Genomic DNA, 22,120 nt, shown 5'->3' with positions numbered 1-22,120 from the left:
TGTTTAATCTTAAAGATTACTGTATAAATCAATTGTTTCACCTTCCGCCACCTGTACTACTGCTTTTTTGTAAGCACTAGTTTTACCAGTGATCATTCCAGACTTAGTATATTTAGTCTTTCGATCCGGACGGACATTTATAGTTCGAACTTTAGTAACAGACACGCCATAAGCCGATTCGATCGCGTCTTTGATCTGAATCTTATTTGCCTTGTTACTAACCACAAAAGTGAAGCGATTGTTCATCTCACTATCTGCGGTAGCTTTTTCTGTAATAACAGGTTTAATCAAGATGCTCATAACGGTTTATTAACTTAATTTCGACTCAATTCCTTCTAAAGACCCCTCTAAAAAGACAATATTTTTAGCATTCAGAATCTTGTAAGTACTTAATTCTGAGCTATTTATGACTTCAGAGGCTTTTAAATTGCGCGACGACAAATATACGTTTTTATTTGAGTCACCCAATACTATTAAAGATTTTTTACTTTCAACTCCCAGTGCCTTAAGGACTTCAATGAAATTCTTGGTCTTTGGGGTATCGAAAGAAAAATCTTCAACTACCATAATGGCCTTATCATTTGCTTTCATAGAAAGCGCTGATTTTCTTGCAAGACGCTTAAGGTTCTTATTTAATTTGAAACCATAATTTCTTGGTCTTGGTCCAAAAACACGCCCACCACCTTTAAAGATAGGAGACTTAATACTACCTGCTCTTGCAGTACCAGTACCTTTTTGTTTCTTGATCTTACGGGTACTTCCCGAGATCTCAGCTCTTTCTTTCGCCTTATGAGTTCCCTGACGCTGATTAGCGAGGTATTGCTTTACATCTAAGTAAACGGCATGCTCATTAGGTTCTATAGCAAAAACAGAATCAGAAAGCTTCGCTTTTCTACCTGTTTCTTTTCCTTTAATATCTAAAACTGCTACTTCCATTACTTGCTAATGATTACGTAAGAGTTCTTGTGTCCTGGCACACATCCTTTTACCACTAAAAGGTTCTTTTCTGCCACTATCTTTAAAACTCTAAGGTTTTCAACTTTTACTCTTTCACCACCCATTCTACCGGCCATCTTCATTCCTTTGAAAACTCTCGCAGGATAAGACGCTGCACCAATAGAACCAGGAGCTCTTAATCTGTTGTGCTGGCCGTGAGTGGCCTGTCCAACACCTCCAAAACCGTGTCTCTTAACAACACCCTGGAAACCTTTTCCTTTAGATGTACCTGCGATATCCACAAATTCACCTTCTTTAAAATGCTCCACGGTAACAGAGTCACCTAATTTGTAATCTTCATTATAACCCTGGAATTCAATGACTTTTCGTTTTGCAACGGTTCCCGCTTTTTTGGCGTGCCCTTCAGCAGCTTTATTTGCAGTCTTTACGTCATCGAAACCAAGTTGAAGTGCTTCATACCCGTCAACCTCTTTGGTTCTGACTTGGGTAACCACGCATGGTCCAGCTTCAATAACGGTACATGGGATATTCTTCCCATTCTCGTCAAAAATGCTGGTCATGCCGATCTTTTTTCCTATTAACCCAGACATATTTAATTAATTATTAATTGTTTACTATTTAAAAAACTTAGAGCTGAAAAACACATTTCAGCCCTGAATTGTATTTTTCACCGTTTTTCCTTCGCGAAACGCTCCGGACATGTTAACCGTGCACCGAAGTGCACGGAAGTTTTTTTATCACACTTTGATCTCTACTTCAACCCCACTTGGCAATTCAAGCTTCATCAACGCATCGATCGTTTTTGAAGAAGAGCTATAAATATCCAGAAGTCTCTTGTAAGAGCTTAACTGGAACTGCTCTCTGGATTTCTTGTTCACGTGAGGCGAACGAAGAACAGTAAAGATTTTCTTATTTGTTGGTAACGGAATTGGACCGGTAACAACAGCTCCCGTAGTCTTTACGGTTTTTACGATCTTCTCAGCAGATTTATCTACCAGGTTATGATCGTAAGATTTTAGTTTTATTCTGATTTTTTGACTCATTTCCTTAAGATTATTCGTTAGCTGCTCCTTTCGCTGCTGCGATCACTTCTTCAGAAATATTAGAAGGAGTTTCAGCATAGTGAGAGAATTCCATAGTTGAAGTTGCTCTACCAGATGAAAGTGTTCTTAACGTAGTTACATAACCGAACATTTCAGAAAGTGGCACTTCAGCTTTGATTACTTTCGCTCCAGATCTGTCTGACATGTTGTTTACCTGACCTCTTCTTCTGTTAAGGTCACCAACGATATCACCCATATTCTCTTCCGGAGTTACAACCTCTACCTTCATGATTGGCTCAAGGATTACAGCGCCTGCCGATTTAGCAGCAGATTTATATCCCATTTTTGCAGCCAGTTCGAAAGAAAGTTGATCGGAATCCACAGGGTGGAAAGATCCATCCTTAAGAACAACCTTCAGGCTATCCATTGTAAACCCGGCAAGAGGACCATTCTTCATAGCCTCTTTAAATCCTTTCTCTACAGAAGGAACAAATTCTTTAGGAATACGTCCACCTTTGATTTCATCAACAAATTGAAGACCATCTCCTTCAAAATCCTCATCTACAGGCCCCATTTCGAAAATGATATCTGCGAACTTACCACGACCCCCAGATTGTTTCTTATAAACCTCTCTGTGATTCGCAGTCTTTTTTACAGCCTCTTTGTACTCTACTTGCGGCTCACCAACATTAACCTCTACTTTGAACTCACGCTTCATACGATCGATAATGATCTCCAGGTGAAGTTCTCCCATACCTGAGATGATCGTTTGACCTGAATTCTCATCAGTTTTAACAGTAAAAGTTGGATCCTCTTCAGCAAGTTTACCTAGAGCCATTCCCATTTTCTCAACATCAGCCTTTGTTTTAGGCTCAACTGCAATACCTATTACAGGCGCAGGGAAAGACATTGATTCAAGAACGATAGGATGATTCAAATCAGTAAGTGTATCTCCTGTTTTGATATCTTTAAATCCTACTGCCGCTCCAATATCTCCGGCTTCGATCTTATCGATAGGCTCCTGTTTGTTAGAGTGCATCTGGTAAATTCTTGAAATACGCTCCTTCTTACCTGAACGAACGTTCAATACGTAGGAACCAGCTTCAAGAGTACCCGAATATGTACGGAAAAACGCCAAGCGACCTACGAAAGGATCGGTAGCGATCTTAAACGCAAGTGCAGAAAATGGAGAATCCACATTTGGTTTACGGCTCTCTTCTTCACCAGTTTCCGGATTTTGACCCTTAATAGCATCAACATCAACAGGAGAAGGAAGGTAACGCATCACTGCGTCCAGCATAGCCTGCACACCTTTATTTTTAAATGCAGAACCACACATCATCGGTATGATAGACATATCGATGGTAGCAGCACGTAGCGCAGCGATGATTTCATCTTCGGTAATAGAATTTTCATCTTCGAAGAATTTCTCCATCAATGCCTCATCATATTCAGCTACCGCTTCAACTAATTCTGCACGGTATTTATTTACATCAGCTTCCAGTTCAGCAGGAATATCGATAGTATCATAGGTCATCCCATGATCTTCATCATTCCAGATAATTGCTTTCTTGGAAATAAGATCCACCACACCTTTAAAATCAGCTTCATCACCAATTGGAACCTGAAGCGGAACAGGATTACCTCCAAGCATTTCCTTTACCTGACGGCAAACGTTGAAGAAATCAGCTCCCTGACGGTCCATCTTGTTCACAAAACCAAGACGTGGTACTCTATATTTATCAGCCTGTCTCCATACAGTTTCTGACTGAGGCTCCACCCCGTCTACTGCAGAAAACAATGCAACAACACCATCCAGCACACGTAACGAACGCTCAACCTCTACGGTAAAGTCAACGTGACCAGGGGTGTCTATAATATTAACAATGTATTCGTGATCTCTATAAGGCCAGGTACAGTGAGTAGCCGCAGAGGTAATTGTAATACCACGCTCCTGCTCCTGCTCCATCCAGTCCATGGTTGCAGCACCATCATGCACCTCACCAATCTTGTGACTGATACCTGTATAATAAAGGATACGCTCCGTTGTTGTGGTTTTTCCCGCATCAATATGAGCTGCAATCCCTATATTTCTAGTAAATTTTAAATCTCTTTGTGCCATGTTATTTTTTTAGAATCTAAAGTGAGAGAATGCTTTATTAGCTTCAGCCATTTTATGAGTATCTACTCTCTTCTTAACAGCAGCACCTTCTTCTTTCGCGGCAGCAAGAACCTCAGCAGCAAGTTTAGCCGCCATAGACTTCTCATTTCTCTTACGCGCGAAGCTAATTAACCACTTCATAGCAGTAGACACTTTACGATCTGGTCTTATCTGCATTGGAATTTGAAAAGTAGCACCTCCAACACGCCTGCTTCTCACTTCCACGTGAGGCATAACGTTAGAAAGAGCATCTTTCCAGATCTCTAATCCAGATTTCTCTTCGTCCTGTTTCTTTTCTTCTACAATCGCGATAGCGTCATAGAAAATTTTAAAGGCAACCGATTTTTTACCATCCCACATCATCATGTTCACAAAACGTGTCACAAGCTGATCATTAAATTTTGGATCTGGTAAAAGAGGTCTTTTTTTCGCCTGTCTTTTTCTCATTTCTTTACATTAAAAGTTTTTAATTACTTTTTAGGGCGTTTTGCTCCATACTTAGATCTACGCTGAGTCCTACCTTCAACACCGGCAGTATCAAGCGCACCACGAACAATGTGGTATCTAACACCAGGCAAATCCTTCACCCTTCCACCTCTAACCAATACTATCGAGTGCTCCTGGAGGTTGTGTCCTTCTCCCGGAATGTAGGCGTTAACCTCTTTTCCGTTAGTCAACCTAACCCTTGCTACTTTTCTCATAGCCGAGTTTGGTTTCTTAGGAGTGGTAGTGTACACACGTGTACAAACCCCTCTCCTTTGAGGGCACGAATCCAAAGCAGCCGATTTACTCTTCTTGGTTATTTTGGCTCTTCCTTTTCGTACTAATTGTGAAATTGTTGGCATAATTTCCTATACACTAATTATTAATAAAATTTACTCCCCTATTTTTAAGGGTCTGCAAAGGTAGAAATAAAAAAATATTATTCAAATATAGATGCACTTATTTTCAGAAAATTAGCATGAAGCTAACAGATAGGTAAGATGCAGGAATGGAAATACACTGATCTTAAATAAAAAATAATTACTTTTTAACTTAAAAAATGAAAGAAATATCTTGCATTAATTTACGGTTAACAATACAAATTAATCAATCATCAATTTTTTAAGTTTTACATCCAACCGTACCGGTATTTTTTCGCTAAAAGTTAAAATATTCTATATGTCTTCTTCTTTTTCAGAGTAGTAAAATGTTAAGGCTTTCTGCCGCCTCTGATATCCTTGGATTAAAGCCCAAATCTACTGACTTTTGGCGCTGGCTAATTCAAACAAATTTTAAAATGAAAACAAAGTTTAGTAGTATTTTAACGCTATTACTGGCGTTTGTTGTGCAAATATCCTTTGCACAGGAACAAACGGTAACCGGGACAGTGACAGACGAAGATGGTCTGCCTTTGCCTGGTGTAAATATCGTTGTAAAAGGCACATCCCAGGGTGTGCAAACCGATTTTGACGGTAATTTTTCCATCCAATCTTCCATTGGAGAAACATTGGTATTCTCCTTTGTTGGACTGAAAACTGCCGAGTATGTTGTAAATGACAGTGACCAGCTTGATGTCGTTATGCAGGCTGACGCCGCGAAGTTAGACGAGGTGGTTGTTACCGCTCTTGGTATTTCAAGGGAAAAGAAATCACTGGGGTATGCTACCCAGGAGGTTGATGGTTCAGAGGTCAGCACCGCTAAAGAAGGAAACTTCGTAAACTCTTTATCAGGTAAGATTTCAGGACTTGACATTAAAAAAAGTTCGACCATCGGTGGTTCTTCGAATGTAATTATTCGTGGTTATTCTTCTATTACAGGGAACAATCAAGCGCTGTTTGTTGTAGATGGTGTGCCTATTAACAACAACACTTTCAACACAGACGACCAGGAAACTGGTGGAGACGGTTATGATTATGGTAATGCTGCGTCAGACATCAATCCGGATGACATCAAATCTGTTAACGTTCTTAAAGGTGCAGCCGCTACCGCCCTATACGGCTCAAGGGCTGCCAACGGAGCGATCATAATTACCACTAAAAAAGGTGAAAACCAGAAAGGTATTGGAGTAACAATTAACTCTTCAATTAATGTAGGGAATTATGACCCTGATACTTTTGCGAAATTTCAAAAGGAATACGGAGAAGGATACGGCCCTTACCAAGGATACGGTCCTGGAGGGTACTTCCTTTCTGAAGATGTTGATGGAGACGGAACAGCTGACCTTGTGCCACCTACTGGTGACGACGCTTCTTTTGGCGGCAGGTTTGATCCTAACCTTATGGTATATGGATGGAAGTCTTTTTACCCTGAATTAGATACATACCAGCAGGCTCACCCATGGGTAGCTGCAAAAAATGACCCTTCCTATATTTTTGAAACTGCCTACACTGATATTCAGAACATCGCGGTAACTGCAGGAGGAGATAAAGGTTCTTCAAGAATTTCATATACGCGTTATAATCAAACAGGTATAATGCCTAATAGTGAAATTGGTAGACACACTGTTGACTTTTCCGGAACTCTGAATCTTACAGATAAGCTAAGTGCAAGCGGAAAAGCTGTTTACACTAAAAATTCAGGTTTAGGTCGCTATGGAACTGGTTATGATGCAGAGAACCTTATGACGAATTTCAGACAGTGGTGGGCTAACAATGTAGATCTGCGTGAACAGGAGGAAGTTTATCATCAGACAGGAAAAAACATCACCTGGAATCCTTCCGGGCCTGGAAATACAAGCCCTAAATACTGGGACAACCCATATTTCACAAGATTTGAGAATTACAACTCTGATGAGCGTAACAGAATCTTTGGTTATGCAACTCTTTCTTATGAGTTCACAGACTGGTTCGACGTACAGGGTCGTGCTAGTATAGATAGCTTTAGTGAACTTCGTGAAGAAAGAAACAATGTTGGAGGAATAGACCTTTCAGAATATTCAAGAACTAATATCAACTTCACTGAGTATAACTACGATCTATTCTTAAATTTCGATTATGACATCACAGAAGACCTGGGAATAGTTTCAACTCTGGGAGCCAACTATCGCCAGAATAAACTAGACCAAATCACCTCTACTACAAATGGAGGTCTTGTAATTGAAGGGCTTTACACCCTAAGCAACTCTGTATCTCTTCTTGATTATCCATCAGAGAAAAATTATGATCAGAGAGTATTTGGCGTTTACGGTACAGCAAGCTTTGACTATAAAGACACTTATTACCTGGAAGGTTCTTTAAGAAGGGATACTTTCTCCACCCTTCCGGATGACAATAAAGCCTTTAATTATCCGGCGATCTCTACGAGTGTTATTTTCTCGAACCTGTTTAACAGTTCAGTGATTACCTACGGTAAATTAAGGGCAGGTTATGGTGAAGTTGGTAATGGTGCTCAGCCATATCAATTAGTTAATACTTTTGACGCAGTTGCAGGTTTCAATGGTGTACCATTATATTCAAACCCAACTTCAGCCAAAAACGCCAATCTAACCGAGGAACGAACAAACGAACTTGAGGTTGGTCTTGAAATGAACTTCTGGAACAGAAGATTAGGCTTTGACGCCTCTGTTTACAAGAAAGAAACTGAAAACCAAATCGTTCCTGTAACAGTAACTCCAGCAACCGGATTTACTTCCAGTGTTGTAAATTCAGGAGTTGTGGAAAATGAAGGACTTGAATTCCAACTTTACGGTTCTCCTGTTAGAAACGAGAACTTTGAATGGAGAATAAATACTAACTTCTCTACTTACCAAACAGAAGTTACCAAGCTATATCAGGATTCTAAGAACTTATTAGTGAATTCATTCTTCGGGGTTACACTTAATGCAACCGTAGGAGAAGAATACGGAGTGTTAAAAGGTACTAATTATGAATACGTGAACGGACAGCGACTTGTTGGAGAAGATGGTAACTATGCTAAAACTACTTCAAGACAGGAAGTAATTGGTAATATCAACCCAGATTGGAAAGCCGGTGTTCAGAACTCATTCAGTTATAAAAACTGGGATTTTAGTTTCCTACTCGATATCCAAGAAGGTGGAAGTGTATTCACCGGAGATCTTTACTTTGGTATGGCAACAGGTATCTATCCTGAAACTGCCGGCCTTAATGATCTTGGAAATCCAAAGAGAAACTCTCTGTCTCAAGGTGGAGGAATTGTTCTTCCAGGCGTTCAGGCAGACGGAAGCCCTAACACCGTTAGAGCAGATTTTTCAACTTATGCCAACCCTTATGGTAGATACGGAAATGCTCCTGATGCTCAGTTCGTTTATGATGCTTCATACGTGAAACTGCGGGAAATGGCACTTTCATATAGCTTTCCTTCGAGCATGCTTAAAAATATGCCATTTACAGGCATCAAGCTTTCTGCTACCGGTAGAAATCTTTGGATCATAAGTAAAGACCTTCCATATGCCGATCCAGAATCTGGATTTAGCGCAAGTAATGTACAAGGATTCCAAATTGGTGCTTACCCAGCTACTAGAGAGTATGGATTCAACGTTCAACTACAATTCTAAAAAATTTAAATAATGAAAAAGTTTTTAATATTTAGCATTTTAATCGGTCTTACAGTGGCGAGCTGTACAGATGACATTACCGATTATAATGTTGACCCAAAAAACCCTGCAGAAGTTCCCGCGGAATTCACATTCACGAATGCCGAAAAAGAACTTGCAGATGTAATAAACGATATGTCCGTAGGATCCAATGTTTTCCGCCTTTGGGCCCAGCACTGGACAGAGACTACCTATAACGATGAAGCTAACTACGATGTTATTGGTAGAGATTTAGCTGATGGATACTGGACTATAATTTACTCCAGAGTGCTTAATGATCTGAAATCATCCAGGGAAGCTATTCAGGCTGACGAATTTTTAGATGAAGAAACCAGGGCAAATAAACTTGCCATCATAGACATCCTTGAGGTTTACTCCTATCAGATGCTGGTTGATCTAAGTGGTGATGTACCTTATTCTGAAACATTGAATATAGATAACTTCACTCCTGTATATGACGATGCGGCTACGATCTATGAAGATCTTATTAGAAGGGTTTCCGAAGATCAGGCTACTCTTTCAAATGGCGGGAGTTCTTTTGGAACTGCAGATATCTTCTATAACGGAGATGTGGCAAAATGGAGAAAATTCGCTAATACTCTTAAACTACGTTTAGGAATGAGACTGGCCGATGTAAACGAAAGCCTGGCTTCTAGCACTGTTAGTGAAGCCTATAATGATGGAGTAATGGAATCATCTGATGACAGTGCGATCATTAATTACGAAAGTTCTGCTCCTAATACTAATCCGGTGTATGAACTTTTTGAATTGAACAACAGAGCAGAAGATTATGTAGCAGGAGCTACTTCTGTCAACTATCTTCAGTCTGTAAACGACCCCAGAATCGACGATTTCTTCGACGAGAACATTGAAGATGGCTATTTAGGAGGGCCCATTGGAGCTAACAACTCTTATGCTGCTTATACTCATATAGATCCAGACCTGGTTGCCACTCCAGATGCACCCGGTGCTGTTCTTGAGTATTACGAAGCTCAGTTTTTTCTAGCCGAAGCTGTAGAAAGAGGTTTCATAAGTGGAGATGCTGAACAATTCTATGAAAATGGGGTTACTGCAAGTATCTTAAAATACAATGGGACACAAGAAGAGGCGGAAGCTTACCTTGCTCAATCAGGTGTAGCATACAATTCAGCTAACTGGGAAGAATTAATAGGTACTCAAAAATGGATAGCTCTTTTCAACAGAGGCTTTGAAGCCTGGACTGAATACAGAAGATTAGACGAGCCAGATTTCTTAGTAAACTCTGCACTTTCAGATCTTCCTGTTCCAAACAGAGTATTCTACCCTACCGAAGAACCAGCACTCAATTCAGAAAATTATGAGGCTGCCGTTCAGAACTTAGGAGGAGAAGACGATTTATACACCAAAATCTTCTGGGACGTACAATAAATTAAAGAAAAACAAAAAGATAAGAAATGAAAAATTATTTAAGATACATAAGCCTGAGCATGGTGTTTGCAAGTTTGCTTCTAACCTCATGCGATGAGGATGCTCCCTTTGAGGATCCTACATATATAGGCGGCTATTCATACCTGGCAGATCAAAACATTAGTGTGTTCGATACTAATGAAGATCTCACCATAGATTTTTTCACTGATGAAGGTATAACCATAAATTCTGTTGAGGTAATGTTAGATGGATCCTCTCTAACATCCGCAACTGTATCGGAAGACATGGCCACATTTAATTCCTCGGTTTTTGGCGATTTCCAATTAGATGATGAATTCGATATTATGATCGAATCTCAATTATCAAATGGAAACACTGCAAAAGACCCATTTACAGTAGCTGTAGTGAAAGCAATAGAAGTAGATGACGAAAATCCTGTTGAACTAAGCCTTGACTCTATAAACAATGGAGCTGCAATTGCATATTCAACCTACACCCTATCTGCTCCTATTGACAGCGCAGAACTTTTCTTAAAGAAAAATTCTGATGGAACATATTCAAATAGCGCTGCAGAGGTATCAACTGAAGGGGGAGAAATCAAATTAATGAATACAAATTATGCTGATTTAAACCTGGCTGTTGACGATACTTTATACTACGAATTCAGAGCTACCAGTGGCAGTATGTCACAGGCAGATGATTCTTATGTTGTTATCATCGAGGACTAAGAATAAAATTCATAGTAAGTTTAATCTAAAAACCACCCTAAATAGGGTGGTTTTTTTATTTCAAAAAGTAAAAAATAGCAGACCCAAATATGATTTGTTTATCAAATAAACAATAAAGGCTTTGATAAATCAATAACCCATAATTATTCACCACTTTTTTTCAATTTAATTTAAACATAGAATGTTTTGAACAAGGTCAGTTAAAAAGTAACAATTTTTTTAACATATTTTTTATTGACAGTTAACATATTTTTGGCATTTTTGGCACTGGCTAATTCAAATAAATTTAAAATGAAAGCAAACTTTACTAGTATTTTAACGCTATTACTGGCGTTTGTAGTGCAGATGTCCTTTGCACAAGATCAAACGATTTCCGGTACGGTGACCGATGAAGCTGGTCTACCGCTACCTGGTGTGAACATCGTTATCAAAGGGACTTCTACCGGTGTTCAAACAGATTTCGATGGAAATTACACCATCCAGGCTACCCAGGGGGATGTTCTGGTTTACTCATTTATCGGTCTTGAAACCGTGGAATTCACTGTTGGAGAAACTGATCGAATAGATGTGGAAATGTCTGCCGATTCGGCACAATTAGAAGAAGTGGTTGTCACCGCTCAGGGTATTAAGAGGGAACAAAAAGCCCTTGGTTATGCCGTAAGTCAAGTGGATTCTGAACAAATTAATCAGAAAACTGAAGGTGATATAGGTAGGATTCTTCAAGGTAAAGCAGCCGGGGTTAATATTACGGCTACCAATGGTGTATCAGGTTCTGGTACAAACTTTATCATTCGAGGGTATTCTTCTATTTCCGGAAGTAACCAGCCTTTATTTGTAGTTGATGGTGTTCCTTTTGATGGAGGAGCAAATGAGCAAACTGCATTTTTCGATGGTGTAACAGAATCAAGTCGTTTTCTTGACCTTGATCCTAACAACATTGAAGATGTTCAGGTTCTAAAAGGTTTGAGTGCAACTGTACTTTATGGAGAAAGAGGTCGAAATGGGGTGGTTTTAATCACCACTAAGAACTCTGCTGAAGGTGTTACCAACAAAAAAATGGAAGTGAGTGTTTCTCAATCCTTGTTTTTCTCTGAACCACATCTTCCAGATTATACCGAGGAATACGCAGGTGGTTTCCACCAAAGTTTCGGATTCTTCTTTAGTAGCTGGGGATCAAGATATGGCCAGGACATAAGCGATAACAGCTTATTCAGAGGGATTGCAGAAGATGGAACTACTTTGATAGCACATCCGTTCTCTAATATTTCAGACCAAAGCCTTGTACAGGGATTTCCTGAGTTAGTAGAATCAGATTACCGTCTTCAACCGTATAATAGTGTTGAAAAATTCTTTAGAACAGGTGTGGCGTCCACAACCTCCGTTAACGTTTCTGGGGGATCAGATAACGCAAATTTCAACATGAACTATGGTTATCTTGATGACCGAGGTTTTACTCCAGGAAACACTTTAAGAAGAAACAACTTTGGTTTCGGTGGTAACGCCCAACTGAGCAACAACTTCAGTGTTAATGGAACTATCAACTATTCCAACACAGATTATTCAACGCCACCAATTGCAGCTTCTGCTGGTAGTGGTACTGTTGGTGATGGTGCCTCTGTATTTGGTGATGTTATGTACACCCCTTCAAGTGTTGACTTAATGGGAATGCCTTTCCAAACACCGGATGGAAGAAGTATTTATTATAGAGCTGGTAATGATATTCAAAACCCAAGGTGGACAGTAGCCAATTCAAAAACTACTCAAAACACAGAAAGGATCTTTGGTTCTGCGAATATCATGTATACTCTAAATGACAATCTTAACCTTTCTTATACTGCCGGTCTTGACACTTATACAGAGTTTAGTTCTTATGGCCAGAATAAAGGTGGTGTGGATGGAAATCCACTTGGAATTTACAGAACAGTCCAGGCGAAAAACAAAATTTTCAATAACAACTTGCAGTTAATAGGTGATTACGATCTTTCTTCAGATTTTGACTTCAATTTCGTTGTGGGAGGAACTACACGTAGAGATACCTTTGAAAGAGATGGAATTGAAAGTACTCAACAACTTGCATTTGGGGTTCTTGAACATTACAACTTCGTTAACGCCTCTTCCGTAAATAGTTTTACTGGAGGTAATATTGCGTTCTATTCCGAAGAAAACCAGTTAGGGGTTTACGGAGATGCAACACTGGGTTACCAGAATTTTGCTTATCTTAACGTAGCTGCCCGTAATGACTGGAGTTCAACCCTAGAAAAAGATAATTATTCTTTATTCTACCCGGCAGCAAGTTTATCATTCATTCCAACCTCAGCTTTTGATGGATTAAGGTCTGATGCTGTTAACTATCTAAAACTTCGAGTTGGATACGGTTCCTCAGCTGGATTCCCTTCTCCTTACGGAACAAGGAATTCACTAGCACTGACTTCAAGGGCATTCGTAGACAGATTTGGTAATGTTATTACTGGAAACTCTGTATCAAACAGACTGGGTAATCCAAATTTGAAACCAGAAACTGTTAGCGAATTTGAAGTAGGTTTGGATTCAAGATTATTCGATAATAGACTTAATTTAAACGTAAGTTTATTCAAGAAAGAGTCTAAAGATCTTATTACCGATCAAAACCTGGATCCTGCAACCGGATTTACTGTAACCAGAATTAATGCTGGTAAGATGGAAAACCAAGGTGTTGAAGTAGATTTGAATATGGCAGTAATAAGAACTGATGATATTAACTGGAATATTGGCGGTAACTTCTATGCAGACGAACCAATTGTAACAGAACTTCCAGAAGGAACCGAGCAAATTGCCCTTACTTCTTCTATTGGAGGAAGACCGGCAAACTATGCTGTTGAAGGTGCACCTTACGGAGTATTAAGAGGTTCGGCTATCGCCAGAGATGAGAACGGTAATCGTATCGTAGGTAGTGATGGATATTATTTAGAAGCTACAGGACTTAAGATTTTGGGCGACCCTAATCCAGATTGGAATGCAACGGGTAACACCAACTTCAGTTACAAAGGAATAAACTTCAGTGCAAGTGTACAATACCGTCACGGAGGAGATATTTTCTCTCAAACTGCCGGTGCCACAGAAGGACGTGGTGTTGCTGCAGTACCTGTAGACAGAGAAGATACATTTATTCTACCTGGTGTCTTAGCAGATGGATCTCCTAACAATGTTCAGATCACTGCAACAGATCTTTATTTTAACAATAAAGGTTTTGGACCTAATGAATTACAGATTTATGACGGTTCTACTCTAAGACTGGCAGAAGTCACTCTAGGCTATAGCTTTCCAAAGAGACTATTGGAAGAAACTCCATTTGGAAGTTTCTCTATTAACTTAACAGGAACAAATCTTTGGTACAGAGCATTTAATTTCCCAGAAGCGATCAATTTCGACACAAATACGCTTAGTACAGGTGTTGGGAATGGACAAGGTATAGATTATATAACCGGACCAAGCGCCCGAAGAATGGGATTCAGTGTTAAAGCTACCTTTTAATTAGAAAAAAATATTACTATGTACAAACAGATTAAAAATTCAGTTATAAAGGTCTTCGCCATGGCTATTGTACTTGTAGGTGCAAATTCCTGCGAAACCACGGAATTGGAGATCCTGGACAACCCCAATGCGCTGGCTCCAGGAAATGCCGATGTAGACTTTTACCTAAATAGCATACAGGTGGATCTTGCGTCTTACTTTGAAGCTATTACAGAAGAAGGTATGGAGGTTACCAGAATGCTACATATGTTCGGACCTATTTATTCGAATGCATATCAGGCAGATCAGTTTAACACTCCTTATTCTATTGCTTATGCAGATATAATTGCAGATGCGAGAGCTTTAAGAGAGCGTGCAGAAGAACAGGAATTGTATACACACCTTGCAATTTCTAAGATCATCGAGGCTTACGTAATGGTTTCCCTTGTGGACTATTTCGGCCCGGTACCTTATTCCGAAGCTCTTGATGGTGTTAACTTCCAAAATCCAAATGTAACTCCTGGAGCAGAGATATATTCTGCTATGGAGGCTTTACTTGATGAAGCCATTGCCGATTTGGAAAAAGAAGAGGCCTTCCTTCCTACAAACGATCTTTACTATGATGGTGATGAGGATAACTGGCTTGCTCTTGCTAATACGTTAAAGTTAAAAATGTACGTTCAAACAAGACTGGTTGACAATAGTGTTGCTTCAAAAATCAATGATATTGTAGCTAGTGGAGATTACATTAATGACACCAGTGAGGATTTCGAATTCAGATATTCAAATGTAGATGCAAATCCAGACAGCCGTCACCCAATATTCGGAAGAAACTTTGATGTGGCAGCTGATGTTACTGATTACATGTCTAACTCTTATATGTATTATATGGCATTCGAGAAATCTGAGCCAGATCCTCGAACCAGATATTACTTCTATCGTCAAACTTTAACAATGACAACGAATGAGCAGGAAGCGGAATGTATTAACGAAGAAGCACCTACTCATTACGACCTAGACCATTATCCATTCTGTTATGCAGCTAATTATGAAGGTACCACAAATCCTACCGCTGGTTATTGGGGTAGAGATCATGGAAACAACGATGGAATTCCACCAGATGGAGGAGACAGAACTACCTGGGGAGTTTATCCTGTAGGAGGTAAATTTGATGACAGTTCTGGACAACCAGTACCTGGAAGAACAATTGGATTACAAGGAGCAGGAATTTCTCCAATAATGTTAGCATCCTATTCAGATTTCATGTTGGCTGAAGCTGCCTTAACAATGGGAGTTACAGGTGATGCAAGGGACTATCTTGAAAATGGTATGAGAACATCTATCGAAAAAGTAATGGATTTTGGTGCTTCCGTAGCAAATGAGGCTCTTGTCCCATCAGATGATGATATCGACGCTTATGTTAACGAGGTGCTGGCAGATTACGATGCAGCCTCCAGCGAGGATGAAAAATTAGATATTATTGTGAAGCAATACTTCATCGCTTTGTTTGGTAATGGAGTGGAAGCATACAATACTTACAGAAGAACCTGTGCACCTATGAACCTGCAGCCTACCCTGATCATTCCTAATGCTGGATTTATCAGATCATTCCTTTATCCGAATGAATTGGTTGAACAGAATATTAATGTTGACCAAAAAGCTGATCATACAGTACCTGTATTCTGGGATACTAGTTCTTGTGCTGAGTAATTTAAAAAAAACAGAAAGATGAAAAAATTACAATATTTATTATTAGCATTTCTTACCATTTCACTGGTAGGCTGCGAAGATGAAGATAAAATTGCTCTTCAGGTTCAAAACGTTGAAACCGGAGCATTTTTGAGGACCCTCGAACTTCGATCAGGAGTATACGACCTCTATAACTTGGGAACAACAGAATTTGCTGTAGTCCTAGAAGAAAGTGATGCTTCAGATGGAGACGAACTTGAATCAATGGACGTCTATGTTGCTTATCGAGATTCAGATGGCGATGATGACGTAAGTGAAGTCTTAGTAAAGAATGTCCCTGCTTCTGAATTTACAGAAGGTGAATCAGGACTTCCTAATTATACGCTTGTAGTGCCAGCACAGGAAGCATTAAGTGCACTAGGAGTATCTGAAGACGAACTGGCTCCTGGAGACCAATTTCAGTTTAGACTGGCTGTAAACACCACAAAAGGACAAACATTCACCAGTACTAATTCTGGTGCAAACCTTAGTGGGCTTTTCTTTAGTTCACCTTTCCGTTACAATGTAACTGTAGGTTGTCCGTTACCGGAAGGAACATTTACCGGTGATTACAAGGTCTCTCTTTTATCAAATGGTCTTGCTTTCGGCCTCCCGTACCTTCAAGACGGAATGACTGTAAGTCTGAATGCAGACAGCCGAACAGTTAGATCATTCGAATTTGCTTGGCTAACTGCGTATGGTGGACAAAATCTTGCTTTTGAATTTGTATGTACAGAAGTAGGTGTTTTAAGAGGTAATACTGGATTAGGATGTGGAGCCGGATCAATAGTCTGGGCCCAAGGATCTGAATCCCCTCAACCTTTTGACATAACCGACGATTCATCCTTTACACTTAAATTTACCGATTTTGTAGAAGGTGGTGGATGTGGAGTTTCTCCATACACTGTAGAACTTCTTTTTGAAAAGCAATAATCAATTAGGTAAAGACTTTTAAACTAACACCTCCTTCGGGAGGTGTTTTTATTTAAAATAAAATGTACTTTTGACCCATGAATGAAACTACCCGAATTTTTGGAATACGTGCCGTAATTGAAGCTATTGAGAGCGGAAAGTCTATTGAAAAAATATTCATCCAGAAAGGATTATCAGGCTCACTATTTCAGGAACTTAATCGTCATCTTAAGGATGGTAGTTATAATGTTTCTTATGTTCCTATAGAAAAGCTTAATAAGCTAAGTAAGGGCAATCATCAGGGCGTTGTGGCAAATATCTCCCCGGTGAGCTTTATAAGCCTTGAAAAGCTGGTAGAAAAAGCTCAAAACGCCTCCACTATCCCGCTTTTCTTATTACTCGACGGACTTACAGATGTGAGAAACTTCGGTGCTATTATAAGAACTGCCGAATGTTGTGGAGTTTCCGGGATCATTATTCAGGAGAAAGGATCAGCCCCTATAAATGCTGATACGGTAAAAACGTCTGCCGGAGCTGTATTCAAGGTGCCTATTTGTAAGGTGAACCATATACTTGATGCAGTTTATCACTTACAAACCTATGATATAAATGTAATCGCCGCCACTGAAAAAACCTATGATGTTATTTACGATTTAAATCTTAACCAGCCCCTGGCGATTGTCATGGGAAATGAAGCTAAAGGAGTCTCAAATTCAATTTTAAAATCGGTAAACAATAAGGCTAAATTACCAATGCTGGGAAGTATCGCATCCCTGAATGTATCGGTTGCTTGCGGCGCATTTTTATATGAGGTGGTAAGGCAAAGACTTTAATCTTTCTTTGGACCTTCTTTATAGATATATCTGTATTCCATTTCATCTTCTTCGGCTTCTTCATCTTCCGGAAGTTTTTCAATAAAATTCCCATCCTTATCGAAATGCCGCATAAAGGGGTCATCATCTTCCGAATAATCCGGTTGTTGCCAAGAATACTTTGGAGGTTCAGTAATATTTTTCCTAAAGATCAGTGCAAGACTCAAACCACTTAACAATCCAGATAAATGGCCTTCCCAGGAGATAGTAGGGTCTATAGGCGTGACATACCATACTAATCCCCCATAGATAAAAACAACTATCAGGGAAAGGGCAACCAGCCTGTAATATTTGGAAAATATTCCTTTGAAGAATAAGAATGAGGCCAGCAGATAGATTATACCGCTGGCTCCTATATGATTTGAAGGCCTGCCAATAAGCCAGGTCAGCACCCCTGTAGAAATAAGCCCAATCAACAAAACTTTCCAGCTAATAGGTCTATAGAAATAGAACAATGCCAGTGATAAAATAAATAATGGTATGGTGTTATTGAACAAATGTTCAATATCTGAATGGATAAAAGGAGAGAAAATTATCCCTCTTAAACCTGTAATTTCACCCGGCCTGACACCAAAGTGGTTAAAACTTACACCAAAGCGTACCTCTACCCAAAATACTATCCATATTAGAAGCACAAATAATAATGGATACCCAATGGTTCCGCTGGTAAAAACAAAAGGTGTGGAAGCTTTCAAATTTTCTTCAATTTTAATTAATATTACAAAAAAGCATCCAAACTCTAATGGATGTAAAACTGTCATTTAAAATACAGCTATGAACCAACCCCTGGCGGAAAGACTTCGACCAAAAACCTTAGACGACTATCTTAGTCAGCAACATCTTATTGGACAAAACGGAGCCTTAAAACAACAGATTAAACAGGGTATGATTCCTTCCATGATCTTTTGGGGTCCTCCGGGGGTGGGCAAAACAACTTTGGCCAATATTATTGCCAATGAATCTGGCAGACCTTTTTATACACTGAGTGCAATAAGCAGTGGCGTGAAAGATGTTAGAGAGGTTATTGAAAAGGCAAAAAAAAGCGAAGGCCTTTTTACCACCAAAAGTCCCATTCTGTTCATTGATGAAATACACCGCTTTAGCAAATCCCAGCAGGATTCATTACTTGGAGCTGTGGAAAAAGGATGGGTAACCCTGATTGGAGCAACCACCGAAAACCCAAGTTTTGAGGTTATTTCGGCATTGCTATCCAGATGTCAGGTTTATATCCTGAAACCATTTTCAAAAGAAGATCTCATCGCATTGTTAGAACGGGCAATGAAAGAGGATAAAATAATTTCGGCCAAGAAGGTCAAACTTAAAGAAACTGAAGCCCTTTTACGATTGAGTGGCGGGGATGCTCGAAAGCTGCTTAATATCTTTGAACTGGTTGTTACTTCTGAAGAGCAAAATACAGAGATCACCAACGAACTGGTTCTCTCCAAAGTGCAGCAAAACACTGTATTATATGACAAGGCGGGCGAGCAACACTACGACATAATTTCAGCATTTATCAAATCCATACGCGGAAGCGATCCTAATGCTGCTGTTTACTGGTTAGCAAGAATGATTGAAGGCGGTGAAGACGTGAAATTCATTGCGAGAAGGCTTCTTATTCTGGCCAGTGAAGATATTGGAAACGCGAATCCTACTGCTTTAGTAATAGCCAACAATTCCTTCCAGGCGGTGAATACTATCGGCTATCCGGAAGCCAGGATCATTCTGAGCCAGTGCGTCACCTACCTGGCAACTTCCCCAAAAAGTAATGCTTCCTATATGGCAATTAATGAAGCTCAGCGTCTGGTTAAAAAAACGGGTAATCTATCGGTGCCTTTAGCCATCAGGAATGCTCCCACTAAACTTATGAAAGACATTGGCTACGGAAAAGATTACAAGTACGCCCATAACCATGAAGGCAATTTTGTTGCAGCTGAATTTATGCCTGAAGAAATAAAGAACACTACACTCTACAACCCTGGCAATAATCAGAGAGAAAATGCCCAAAGGGAATTTCTCAGAAAAAGATGGAAAAAGAAATACGGGTATTAATCAATTCGTTCATATTTGATAATTACCTTCTTATTTTCTGCACGGCTGAAGTATTCCACCACAAGATTATTTTGTGAATCAAAGTAAGCAATGCCCTGATTTGTTAGCGAATTATAGATAAAACTCTTTCCTCCTTCGGTTTCAATCAGGATTGCGATTGGCTCAGAAGCATTTTCCGGAAATAAGCCATATCCCTGTGCGGTTTCCTTTACTGTATAGGTTTTGCCTGCATAGCGATACTCATTTGTCCCTGCATCCTCTTGCGTAGGTTCTTCTTCCTTTTCTTCATTCATCTCTTCTACCATGATTTCCTGAACTTCTTCTTCTACCTCTTCTTCCGGCTGTTCTACCTCATCAACCTCTACAACTTTCGGTAAAGGAACATTAGCTGAGATATTGGCATTAGGCTCATATTGATAATTCAGTTCTTTTATGGATTCAAAGGCACCCCTTAAAGCTTCCTGATAAGAATCTTCAAATTCTTTCTCCCTGCTTCTCCCCTCTTCAGAACTAAAAACCACGTTTCCATAACAATCCTCAAGCTTTAAAACCAATTTTGTAACAAAAAGCCCGGAATTGTTTTCAAGTTTCGTAGTTACTCCCAAACATGGGTTCTGTCTGAGATCGGCCGGTTTTTCTTCGGTCTTCATCAAGGTAATATAGCCTTCCTTTTCGAACAGAAATTTCGTCATAGAGTTCAGTCTGTACTGATCTACCTCTCCGGTGAATTCGAATGTTTCCGGGATCAAAATATATTTATACTGATCTAAACTCTGAGCGGCTGAAATAAAAATTACCCCGAAAGTGAACAGGGCGGTAAGTAAAGTTCTCATAAATCTTTAAAAATAAATTGCATCCCGAATTGCAGGGAGGCACTGTTTGCTTTTGCTAAATTAGTATAACCAATAATATCGTTTGCTGCAAGATAGATATTAAAATTCTTAAATCGAGAGGAAACCATTAATCCTAGTTTGGTAAGACTGAAATCATCAACACCATAAGCCAGCCGAAAGCGTAAGTTATCCGTTACCTTCCGGTCCCAGTATGCTGTCACCCCATAGGTTGGGCCCTTGCTTCTATTCACTCCCGAGACAAGCATCCCAAAAAGGTTCATAAATCTGGGCTTTTTGCTAATCAGGTAGTCGCAGGGAAGGATCGACTTTCCGGTACCGAATTCAAAGGAAGCATTGAACTTAAGTGGACGCCAGGTATTATACTCATTATAAGTAGTCTCTTCCTTTAAATTTGCATCCAATTGCTCTTCAAATACTTCCCAGTAGGGGATAGTTCTTTCATTACCATCAAGTTCAGGAAATAAAGGTTCCAGGCCATTAGTTGAATAGGAACCGAAATAATGATAATTTTCAGTATCATTCTTATGAAACATCAGCCCAAGGTCCTGGATAGATGCATTTACCGCAAACTGTTCTGTTACCCTGTAATTGAATCCAAGATCTATTCCCAGGCCAACATTCTGCCCAAAAAATGACCTACTCAAAAGTTCTGCCACAGCCTGATCTACTGTCATGTTATCCTGTTCCTTTAAAGAGGCATAACCTGAAGTGTTTACAAGCACATCAAGATCATCTAATTCATGCCTGTAGAAATTAGGCCCGCCCGGGGTTTCAACGGTACTAAAAAAACCATCATTCTGAGTACTTTCAGCATTGAAAATTCCCGAATATAATTTGACTCTTCCGCCAACTGAAAGTTTCGGATCAACCTTATAGTTATAACCGGCATGGTATACCGTTAATACCTCTCCAGTAAAATTGGCATCAGAAAAACTGAAACTCTTTCCAATATACTCGGCATTACCTTCAAACGCAAGCAGGGCCGGGTCTTTTGGAAAGTAAGCAAAGATATCTAGTTCCTGATAGACCCCCGCTGAGAAATATCCCCTGCTACCCATTTTCCAGCCAAAAGAAAGTACTTCCAACTGTTCGTTAACTGAAAAATAATCCCCCGAAGTTATTCTATCCATTACATTCTGAACCCGCTGATTCACATTCGAGTTTTCATCACTGAAAATATCATGAGCTGTGACCCCAGTAGAACCGGCAAAAAGATGTATCTGAGAAAAAAAAGGAACTCCAATATGTTTGGTAAAATCTATCCTGGTTCCCGGGTTTTGCAATAAGGCCTGCGGAAGATCATCTACATTATATAGCAGAGGCCTGTTCTGCCCGTAGCAGAGCACCGAAACAAAAGCAAATAAAATGAGGATTCTATTCCGCATA

General features: G+C 39.7%; 18 protein-coding genes. 8 read left to right on the top strand and 10 right to left on the bottom strand.

Annotated elements, in window-relative coordinates:
- Window positions 1-9: 9 nt before the first annotated feature.
- The 7 genes from rplW to rpsL form a co-directional block, all read right to left on the bottom strand.
- Complete coding sequence (rplW, locus tag LU635_RS00745; protein ID WP_131397698.1) at window positions 10-300, bottom strand: 50S ribosomal protein L23; 291 nt, start codon at window positions 298-300, stop codon at window positions 10-12.
- Between the two features lie 9 nt (window positions 301-309).
- Window positions 310-936, bottom strand: coding sequence for a 50S ribosomal protein L4 (gene rplD, locus LU635_RS00740; protein ID WP_240095275.1), 627 nt, complete (start codon window positions 934-936; stop codon window positions 310-312).
- Complete coding sequence (rplC, locus tag LU635_RS00735) at window positions 936-1,547, bottom strand: 50S ribosomal protein L3 (RefSeq protein WP_240095274.1); 612 nt, start codon at window positions 1,545-1,547, stop codon at window positions 936-938. Before rplC ends, rplD begins: the two co-directional genes overlap by 1 nt.
- Window positions 1,548-1,694: 147 nt before the next feature.
- Window positions 1,695-2,000, bottom strand: a complete 306-nt coding sequence (gene rpsJ, locus LU635_RS00730) for a 30S ribosomal protein S10 (RefSeq protein WP_026915146.1) — start codon at window positions 1,998-2,000, stop codon at window positions 1,695-1,697.
- Window positions 2,001-2,010: 10 nt separating this feature from the next.
- Window positions 2,011-4,122: an elongation factor G gene (gene fusA / locus LU635_RS00725; protein WP_240095273.1), complete on the bottom strand. Its 2,112-nt coding sequence runs from the start codon at window positions 4,120-4,122 to the stop codon at window positions 2,011-2,013.
- Between the two features lie 9 nt (window positions 4,123-4,131).
- A complete protein-coding gene (gene rpsG, locus LU635_RS00720; RefSeq protein ID WP_108172297.1) occupies window positions 4,132-4,608 on the bottom strand; it encodes a 30S ribosomal protein S7 in 477 nt (158 codons plus the stop codon).
- 23 nt (window positions 4,609-4,631) lie between these two features.
- Window positions 4,632-5,006, bottom strand: a complete 375-nt coding sequence (gene rpsL / locus LU635_RS00715; RefSeq protein WP_010230128.1) for a 30S ribosomal protein S12 — start codon at window positions 5,004-5,006, stop codon at window positions 4,632-4,634.
- 434 nt (window positions 5,007-5,440) lie between these two features.
- Here rpsL and LU635_RS00710 point away from each other — a divergent pair, with 434 nt between their 5' ends.
- From LU635_RS00710 to rlmB, 7 genes are all read left to right on the top strand, one after another.
- Complete coding sequence (locus LU635_RS00710) at window positions 5,441-8,656, top strand: SusC/RagA family TonB-linked outer membrane protein (protein ID WP_240095272.1); 3,216 nt, start codon at window positions 5,441-5,443, stop codon at window positions 8,654-8,656.
- A gap of 12 nt (window positions 8,657-8,668) precedes the next feature.
- Window positions 8,669-10,102 (top strand): SusD/RagB family nutrient-binding outer membrane lipoprotein, encoded by a 1,434-nt coding sequence (locus tag LU635_RS00705; protein ID WP_240095271.1) that lies wholly within the window; start codon window positions 8,669-8,671, stop codon window positions 10,100-10,102.
- Window positions 10,103-10,128: 26 nt separating this feature from the next.
- Window positions 10,129-10,830 (top strand): hypothetical protein, encoded by a 702-nt coding sequence (locus LU635_RS00700; protein ID WP_240095270.1) that lies wholly within the window; start codon window positions 10,129-10,131, stop codon window positions 10,828-10,830.
- A 291-nt stretch (window positions 10,831-11,121) separates the two neighbouring features.
- Window positions 11,122-14,340 carry a SusC/RagA family TonB-linked outer membrane protein gene (locus LU635_RS00695; protein WP_240095269.1) on the top strand — a complete coding sequence of 1,073 codons (3,219 nt, stop codon included), beginning with the start codon at window positions 11,122-11,124 and terminating at the stop codon, window positions 14,338-14,340.
- 18 nt (window positions 14,341-14,358) lie between these two features.
- Entirely contained in the window at window positions 14,359-16,029 is a 1,671-nt protein-coding gene (locus LU635_RS00690) for a SusD/RagB family nutrient-binding outer membrane lipoprotein (protein ID WP_240095268.1), read from the top strand.
- Between the two features lie 18 nt (window positions 16,030-16,047).
- The gene (locus LU635_RS00685; RefSeq protein WP_240095267.1) at window positions 16,048-16,980 is read left to right on the top strand and encodes a hypothetical protein; all 933 of its coding nucleotides are present in this window, start codon (window positions 16,048-16,050) and stop codon (window positions 16,978-16,980) included.
- A 77-nt stretch (window positions 16,981-17,057) separates the two neighbouring features.
- Window positions 17,058-17,792, top strand: coding sequence for a 23S rRNA (guanosine(2251)-2'-O)-methyltransferase RlmB (gene rlmB, locus LU635_RS00680; protein WP_240095266.1), 735 nt, complete (start codon window positions 17,058-17,060; stop codon window positions 17,790-17,792).
- Here rlmB and LU635_RS00675 read toward each other — a convergent pair.
- Window positions 17,789-18,526 (bottom strand): rhomboid family intramembrane serine protease, encoded by a 738-nt coding sequence (locus LU635_RS00675; RefSeq protein ID WP_240095265.1) that lies wholly within the window; start codon window positions 18,524-18,526, stop codon window positions 17,789-17,791. The two genes, rlmB and LU635_RS00675, sit on opposite strands and share 4 nt — an antisense overlap.
- Before the next feature lie 79 nt (window positions 18,527-18,605).
- On the opposite strand from LU635_RS00675, the gene LU635_RS00670 reads away from it, so the two are divergent.
- The gene (locus LU635_RS00670; protein WP_240095264.1) at window positions 18,606-19,880 is read left to right on the top strand and encodes a replication-associated recombination protein A; all 1,275 of its coding nucleotides are present in this window, start codon (window positions 18,606-18,608) and stop codon (window positions 19,878-19,880) included.
- On the opposite strand, the gene LU635_RS00665 is transcribed toward LU635_RS00670, so the two are convergent.
- Both LU635_RS00665 and LU635_RS00660 read right to left on the bottom strand, forming a co-directional pair.
- Window positions 19,877-20,713, bottom strand: a complete 837-nt coding sequence (locus LU635_RS00665; RefSeq protein ID WP_240095263.1) for a hypothetical protein — start codon at window positions 20,711-20,713, stop codon at window positions 19,877-19,879. The two genes, LU635_RS00670 and LU635_RS00665, sit on opposite strands and share 4 nt — an antisense overlap.
- Window positions 20,710-22,119, bottom strand: coding sequence for a DUF5723 family protein (locus tag LU635_RS00660; protein ID WP_240095262.1), 1,410 nt, complete (start codon window positions 22,117-22,119; stop codon window positions 20,710-20,712). The genes LU635_RS00665 and LU635_RS00660 overlap by 4 nt, the downstream gene beginning before the upstream one ends.
- Window position 22,120: the final 1 nt, after the last annotated feature.

The organism is Christiangramia crocea (assembly GCF_022410465.1).
Lineage (GTDB): Bacteria > Bacteroidota > Bacteroidia > Flavobacteriales > Flavobacteriaceae > Christiangramia > Christiangramia crocea.
The sequence above is the reverse complement of the archived record's forward strand: the minus strand, read 5'-3'. Positions and strand labels throughout refer to the sequence as shown.